Origin of the sequence: Nocardia sp. NPDC058497 (assembly GCF_042720195.1) — a bacterium.
Lineage (GTDB): Bacteria > Actinomycetota > Actinomycetes > Mycobacteriales > Mycobacteriaceae > Nocardia.
Genome location: NZ_JBHXMY010000303.1, coordinates 1 through 7,164, shown reverse-complemented (window position 1 = coordinate 7,164; position 7,164 = coordinate 1). Strand labels below are relative to the sequence as shown.

General features: G+C 68.5%; 6 protein-coding genes and 1 pseudogene. 5 read left to right on the top strand and 2 right to left on the bottom strand.

The window, feature by feature from the left end:
* Positions 1 to 350: pseudogene (locus tag ACFWPJ_RS19935) on the bottom strand (biotin--[acetyl-CoA-carboxylase] ligase); the annotation flags it as partial.
* A gap of 124 nt (positions 351 to 474) precedes the next feature.
* Between ACFWPJ_RS19935 and ACFWPJ_RS19930 the strand changes: the two are divergent.
* The 3 genes from ACFWPJ_RS19930 (at position 475) to ACFWPJ_RS19920 (ending at position 3,250) form a co-directional block, all read left to right on the top strand.
* The gene (locus tag ACFWPJ_RS19930; protein WP_378853390.1) at positions 475 to 2,115 is read left to right on the top strand and encodes an acyl-CoA carboxylase subunit beta; all 1,641 of its coding nucleotides are present in this window, start codon (positions 475 to 477) and stop codon (positions 2,113 to 2,115) included.
* A 164-nt stretch (positions 2,116 to 2,279) separates the two neighbouring features.
* Positions 2,280 to 2,609: an acyl-CoA carboxylase epsilon subunit gene (locus ACFWPJ_RS19925; protein ID WP_378853389.1), complete on the top strand. Its 330-nt coding sequence runs from the start codon at positions 2,280 to 2,282 to the stop codon at positions 2,607 to 2,609.
* Between the two features lie 5 nt (positions 2,610 to 2,614).
* Positions 2,615 to 3,250 (top strand): Maf family protein, encoded by a 636-nt coding sequence (locus tag ACFWPJ_RS19920; protein ID WP_378853388.1) that lies wholly within the window; start codon positions 2,615 to 2,617, stop codon positions 3,248 to 3,250.
* On the opposite strand, the gene ACFWPJ_RS19915 is transcribed toward ACFWPJ_RS19920, so the two are convergent.
* Entirely contained in the window at positions 3,176 to 3,949 is a 774-nt protein-coding gene (locus ACFWPJ_RS19915) for a helix-turn-helix transcriptional regulator (protein ID WP_378853387.1), read from the bottom strand. The two genes, ACFWPJ_RS19920 and ACFWPJ_RS19915, sit on opposite strands and share 75 nt — an antisense overlap.
* 153 nt (positions 3,950 to 4,102) lie before the next feature.
* On the opposite strand from ACFWPJ_RS19915, the gene ACFWPJ_RS19910 reads away from it, so the two are divergent.
* The gene (locus ACFWPJ_RS19910) at positions 4,103 to 5,065 is read left to right on the top strand and encodes a sulfurtransferase (RefSeq protein WP_378853386.1); all 963 of its coding nucleotides are present in this window, start codon (positions 4,103 to 4,105) and stop codon (positions 5,063 to 5,065) included.
* 188 nt (positions 5,066 to 5,253) lie between these two features.
* Entirely contained in the window at positions 5,254 to 7,059 is a 1,806-nt protein-coding gene (locus ACFWPJ_RS19905) for an acetyl/propionyl/methylcrotonyl-CoA carboxylase subunit alpha (RefSeq protein WP_378853385.1), read from the top strand.
* Positions 7,060 to 7,164: the final 105 nt, after the last annotated feature.

The following is a 7,164-nucleotide window of genomic DNA, read 5'->3' as shown; positions in this document are numbered from 1 at the left end:
TCGGGGGGGGTTGGGGCCGCGGGGCGATGGGGGTCTATCACCGGGACGCGGGGGAGAACCGGCCGCCAGCCGAGCGTGGGCGGGTCGATATGGGGCAGCCGCACCAGGATCGACAGCGCGATCTGCGCGCGCGGCGGGCTCACCCACGTGCGAGCGTGCCTGCCGCGGCCGTGGAGTTGGGTCTCGGCGAGTAGTGCCTGCCGGTCGGCGGTCGAATCGGCGGCCCTGGCGACGAGGTCGGCATTGGTCGATCCAGTCGACTCGACGACGTCGATCCGCTCGTAGAACGACAGCGGCCCGCCGGCCGAGGAGCTGTCGAGACGCTGCGCATCGATCGGTGCCCTGTTCATTCCCGGCACGCTACTAGGCCAGGGCGAATACCCTGGTGGGCCGCACCTAGCTGGGGTTTCTCTACTGGCCGGTAGGCGAGACTGCCGTAGTGCGACGAGGTGTCACTGGTTACACTCGCAACCCATGACGAGTGTCCAGCAGCAGCCCGCATCGGAATCGGCGGGCGCCCCCGATATCCACACCACCGCCGGGAAGCTGGCTGATCTGCGGAATCGGCTGGAAGAAGCGCAACACCCGATGGGTGAGGCCGCGGTCGACAAGGTGCACGCCAAGGGCAAGATGACCGCGCGTGAGCGCATCCTCGCCCTGCTCGACGAAGGCTCCTTCGTCGAGCTCGACGCCCTCGCCAAGCATCGCAGCGTGAACTTCGGCCTGGAGAACAACCGCCCGCTCGGCGACGGCGTCGTCACCGGCTACGGCACCATCGACGGCCGCGACGTCTGCATCTTCTCCCAGGACGTCACCGTCTTCGGCGGCTCGCTCGGCGAGGTCTACGGCGAGAAGATCGTCAAGGTGATGGACCTGGCGCTCAAGACCGGCCGTCCGCTGGTCGGCATCAACGAGGGCGCGGGCGCGCGCATCCAGGAGGGCGTCGTCTCCCTCGGTCTCTACGGCGAGATCTTCCACCGCAACGTGCAGGCCTCCGGCGTGATCCCGCAGATCTCGCTGATCATGGGCCCCGCCGCCGGTGGCCACGTGTACTCCCCCGCGCTCACCGACTTCGTGGTGATGGTCGACCAGACCTCGCAGATGTTCGTCACCGGTCCCGACGTGATCAAGACCGTCACCGGTGAAGAGGTCACCATGGAGGACCTGGGTGGCGCGCACACCCACATGACCAAGTCCGGCGTCGCCCACTACGTGGCCTCCGGCGAGCAGGACGCCCTGGACTACGTCAAGGACCTGCTGAGCTACCTGCCGAGCAACAACCGCGCCGAGGCGCCGCGGCACGAGCCGACCGATCCGATCAGCGGCGCGATCGAGGACTCCCTCACCGACGAGGACATCGAGCTCGACACGATCATCCCGGACTCGCCGAACCAGCCCTACGACATGCACGAGGTCATCCGCCGTCTGCTCGACGACGACGAGTTCCTCGAGGTGCAGGCCGAGCGCGCGATGAACATCATCTGCGGTTTCGGTCGCGTCGACGGCCGCAGCGTCGGCATCGTCGCCAATCAGCCGACCCAGTTCGCCGGCTGCCTCGACATCGACGCCTCGGAGAAGGCCGCGCGCTTCGTGCGCACCTGCGACGCCTTCAACGTCCCGATCATCACCCTGGTCGACGTGCCCGGCTTCCTGCCCGGCACCGGCCAGGAGTACAACGGCATCATCCGCCGCGGCGCGAAGCTGCTCTACGCCTACGGTGAGGCCACTGTGGGCAAGATCACGATCATCACCCGCAAGGCCTACGGCGGCGCCTACGACGTCATGGGTTCCAAGCACATGGGCGCCGATGTGAACCTGGCGTGGCCGACCGCCCAGATCGCCGTGATGGGTGCCTCCGGCGCCGTCGGATTCGTCTACCGCAAGCAGCTGCAGGAGGCCGCCAAGAACGGCGCCGATGTGGACGCTCTGCGCCTCGAGCTGCAGAACGAGTACGAGGACACCCTCGTGAACCCGTACGTGGCGGCCGAGCGCGGCTACGTCGACGCGGTCATCCCGCCGTCGCACACGCGCGGCCAGATCGTGTCGGCCCTGCGACTGCTCGAACGCAAGATGGTGACCCTGCCGCCGAAGAAACACGGCAACATTCCGCTCTGATCGAGCGATATCCCCGGTAGGCCGCGCACACTGGTTGCTATGACGCAACTATTGATCGTCGCGTCTCTACCGGGAATGATCGCGTCAACCGCGCTGTAGACATCGAAGTACCCAAGCTTCGCACCGGGGAGATCTCCCGGACGAGGCAGGAAGGATCTGGCACTGTGACAACTGTGGCAGAAGAAGACGTGCTGACCGCCGCCGAGCTGGAGCTCGCCGTCGAACCACTCGTCGACGAGGTCGAACTGTCTGTGAGCGCGGTTGCCGACGAGCCCGCGGAGAGCCTCGGTGAGCCGATGTTCCGCATCATCAAGGGCTCGCCGACCGATGCGGATATCGCGGCCCTGGTCGCCGTGCTGAGCGCGGCGGCCGCGAGCGCCCCCGCGGGCGGCGCGACCGGCCCGTCCGACAACTGGGGCAAAGCGACGCTGCTGCACCGGGGCACGTCCCCGTTCTCGCCGTACGCGTACCCGATGCTGTCGCACCTGCGCTGATCCGGGTGACCCGGCTGGTCTTGGCCTCCGCGTCCCCCGCCCGTCTCGGGATCCTGCGCACGGCGGGCATCGACCCCGTCGTGCGCGTCTCCGGCGTGGACGAGGACGCGGTCTCGGCCGCGCTACCCCCTGATACCTCCTCGCCCGACCTCGTCATCGCCCTGGCACGCGCCAAGGCCGTCGACGTCGCCGCGTCGATTCCCGAATTCGCCGCCGACTGTGTCGTCGTCGGTTGCGATTCGATGCTACTCGTCGACGGGCAGCTGCAAGGCAAACCGCACACGCCCGAGGTGGCTCGCGCCCGCTGGGCGGGGATGGCGGGCCGCAGCGCGGATCTGATCACCGGGCATTGCGTGCTGCGGCTGCGCGACGGCGCGATCGTCGCGGAGTCCGAGGAGTGCAGCAGCACCACGGTGCACTTCGCGAAACCGGGCCCGGACGAGCTCGACGCCTACATCGCCTCCGGCGAACCGCTGCAGGTCGCGGGCGCGTTCACGTTGGACGGGCTGGGCGGCTGGTTCGTCGACCGGATCGAGGGCGACCCGTCCAGCGTCATCGGAATCGGGCTACCGCTGTTGCGCAGGCTGCTCGAAGACGTCGGCGTCGGTGTCACGCAGCTGTGGCGGGATTCGCGGGCCTGACGGCGCGATCACCGGCTGTTCCGCGGTAGCGGGCGCTCCGGATGCCTGGTCGGCGTTCTCCGCGCCCAGCGTGAGTTCCAGCCGGGCCGTGCACAGTTCCGGCTCGACGAACGGGTGCAGGCGCACGTCGACCCGTCCGCGGGCGCCGTTACGCTCCAGCACTTCCCGCATGAGGCCCATGTGCACCCCGCACACCACTTCGGAGTGCGAGCGGGCCAGTTCCCGCAGCGGGCAGGCGGTGAGGTTGATCTGCACGTGCTCGGATGTCTCCCCGACCGGATCCTTCTCCGGCGCGAACCCGAGCTCCGACATCAGCGACATGGTGATGTCCCTGGCGTCGGCCAGCGTCTCCACCGGATGCGTGCCGATGTCCATGCGCGCCCCCCAGGCGCGCCCTGCGGCGACGGCGGCGGCGGAGCGGGTGATCGGGTCGGGGCCGAGGTGGTCGGCGAGGACCTGGGCGAGCTCCTGATAGCCCACCGAGCGCTGCACGGCGCGATAACCGATCCGCGGGCGCCCACGACCGCGCGGCGGCTGCTGGAACTGGCGGACCAGCGATTCGCGGGTGAGCACATCGAGGTGGAATCGGACGGTGGTGACATGCTGTCCGGTGATTCTGGCCAGTTCCTGGGCGTCGAGGGGCTCGGTGGCGCCACGTAGGATCGCGAGCAGTCGCCGTCGCGGCCAAGAATCGGACATAGCTCACCCCTCCTCTCCAGAGACTTTATCGGACAGCTCTGCGCTTTATTCGACCATTGTGTCGATTCGTGATGTGCCGACACAGACATACCATCGGCTGCGACCACAGCACACTGTCGCACCCGCCCATACTCTCGCGTGAAGGACCACACCGTGCCCGTCGCCCCGGATCCGCACCCCGCCTTCGGTTCCTACGCAGTCCCGCATCGATTGGTAACCACAGAATGGTTGTCCGCAAACATCGGGATGCCCGGTGTGAAGATCATCGAGTCGAACGATGACATCCTGCTCTATGACATCGGCCATGTCCCCGGTGCGGTCAAAATCGATTGGCGTGGCGACCTGAGCGACCCGGTGACCCGCGACTATGTCGACGGCCCCCGCTTCACCGAGCTGATGCGCGCCAAGGGTATCCAGCGCGACGACACCGTGGTGATCTACGGCGATCGCGGCAATGCCCAGGCAGCGCATACGGCCTGGATCTTCACTCTTTTCGGGCACGTGGACGTGCGCCTGCTCGACGGCGGCCGCGACGCCTGGATCTCCGAGGAACGCGACACCACCTTCGACCTGCCCTACCCGGCGCCCAGCGACTATCCCGACGTCAAGCGCGACGACACGGTGGCGCGCGCGTTCCGCGACGAGGTGCTGGCCCGGCTCGGCGGCCCCCTGGTCGACGTGCGGTCGGAGCAGGAGTACTCGGGTGAGCTCGAGGACAAGCCGCTGAACCAGGAGTACGCCGCTGATACATCGGCGTCTACGCGAGGGCCTGCGTGGTTACGCTCCGCTGCCTCCTCCGGCCCGCCGTCTTCGACGCAGCGCGGCGGGCACGTGCCGACCGCGGTGAACATTCCGTGGACGCAGGCCTGCACCAGCGACGGGCGTTTCCGGTCCAGGGCCGAACTCGACGAGGTCTACGGCGCGCTGCCCGCCGAGGACCTGGTCGTCTACAGCCGGGTCGGCGAGCGCTCCAGCCACACCTGGTTCGTCCTGACATTTCTGCTCGGCCGCAGGTCGGTGCGCAATTACGACGGCTCGTGGATCGAATGGGGCAACTCGGTGCGGCTGCCGATCGCGCAGGGCACCGCGCCGGGAATTCCGAACCGAATCATTTGAAACATGTTCACATCACAGGGTGCCGCGTAGTGTGACCTGCGACCTACTCGGCAGTAGGGCTAGCCGAGTTCGGGCCGAATTGGCACACTGCCTACACTCGCCCGAGACGAAAGTTGTCGATACCGGGCACGGGGCCTACACGGCGACCCGTCCCCCGAAGCGACCAAAGATTGCACACAGGAGGCTCAGTGCCCAGCCATGCCAGCGCACGGATCACGAAGGTACTCGTAGCTAACCGCGGCGAGATCGCGGTCCGCGTGATCCGGGCTGCCAAAGACGCGGGGATCACCAGCGTCGCGGTGTACGCCGAGCCCGATGCCGACGCTCCCTTCGTGAAGCTCGCCGACGAGGCGTTCGCCCTCGGCGGCCAGACCTCGGCCGAGTCGTACCTCGTGTTCGACAAGATCCTCGACGCCGCCGCCAAGTCCGGCGCCGACGCGATCCACCCGGGTTACGGCTTCCTCTCCGAGAACGCCGACTTCGCCCAGGCCGTCCTCGACGCCGGGCTCATCTGGATCGGCCCCTCGCCGCAGTCCATCCGCGACCTGGGCGACAAGGTCACCGCGCGCCACATCGCCGAGCGCGCGCAGGCCCCGATGGCCGCGGGCACCAAGGACCCGGTCAAGAACGCCGACGAGGTCGTCGCGTTCGCCAAGGAGTACGGCGTCCCGGTGGCCATCAAGGCCGCCTTCGGTGGCGGTGGCCGCGGCATGAAGGTCGCCCACACCATCGAGGAGATCCCCGAGCTGTTCGAGTCGGCGACCCGTGAGGCCATCGCCGCCTTCGGCCGCGGCGAGTGCTTCGTCGAGCAGTACCTGGACAAGGCCCGCCACGTCGAGGCCCAGGTCATCGCCGACCAGCACGGCAACGTCGTCGTCGCCGGTACCCGTGACTGCTCGCTGCAGCGCCGCTTCCAGAAGCTCGTCGAGGAGGCGCCCGCGCCGTTCCTGTCCGACGAGGTTCGCGCCAAGATCCACGACTCGGCCAAGCGCATCTGCCGCGAGGCGGGCTACTACGGCGCCGGCACCGTGGAGTACCTGGTGCAGGGCGAGACCGTGTCCTTCCTCGAGGTGAACACCCGCCTGCAGGTCGAGCACCCGGTCACCGAGGAGACCGCGGGCATCGACCTGGTGCGTCAGCAGTTCGCGATCGCCAACGGCGAAGAGCTCTCGATCAAGGAAGACCCCACCCCGCGTGGCCACTCCTTCGAGTTCCGGATCAACGGTGAGGACGCCGGTCGCGGCTTCCTGCCCGCCCCCGGCCCGGTCAACGTCTACCGCGAGCCCACCGGCCCCGGTGTGCGCGTCGACTCCGGCGTCGTCGCCGGCAGCGTCATCGGTGGCCAGTTCGACTCGATGCTGGCCAAGCTGATCGTCACCGGCGAGAACCGCGACCAGGCGCTGCAGCGTGCCCGTCGCGCGCTGGCCGAGTTCGAGGTCGAGGGTCTGGCGACGGTCATCCCGTTCCACCGCGCGATCGTCGAGGACCCGGCGTTCATCGGTGACGGCGAGAAGTTCGACGTCTACACCAAGTGGATCGAAACCGAGTGGAAGAACACCGTCGAGCCGTACACGGCCGGTGGCGTCGCCGCGGACGACGAGGAGGACCTGCCCCGGCAGAAGGTCGTCGTCGAGGTCGGTGGCCGTCGTGTCGAGGTGTCGCTGCCCGGTCAGTTCACCCTCGGTGGCGGCGCCGCCGGTTCGGCCGGTAACGGCGCGGGCGTCATCCGCAAGAAGCCGAAGGCGCGCAAGCGTGGCGGCGCCGGTGCCGGTGCGGCCTCCGGTGACGCGGTCACCGCGCCCATGCAGGGCACCGTCGTGAAGGTCGCGGTCGAAGAGGGCCAGACCGTCGAGGCGGGCGACCTGATCGTGGTGCTCGAGGCCATGAAGATGGAGAACCCGGTCAACGCGCACAAGGCCGGTGTCGTCACCGGGCTGGCCGTGGAAGCGGGCGCCGCGATCACCCAGGGCACGGTCCTGGCAGAGATCAAGTAGTAGGTACGACGTAGACGGGGGGGGGGGGGGGGGGTGGCGGGCCGCGCCCCGCGGCGGGGGGTTAAGACGTAGCGCCACCGCACGCTCGCGGCGGGAGAGTGGTGT

Excerpts from the sequence above, each read along its gene's own strand:
- ACFWPJ_RS19930 (WP_378853390.1), top strand. The coding sequence starts at position 475 with ATGACGAGTGTCCAGCAGCAGCCCGCATCGGAATCGGCGGGCGCCCCC.
- ACFWPJ_RS19915 (WP_378853387.1), bottom strand. The coding sequence starts at position 3,949 with ATGTCCGATTCTTGGCCGCGACGGCGACTGCTCGCGATCCTACGTGGC.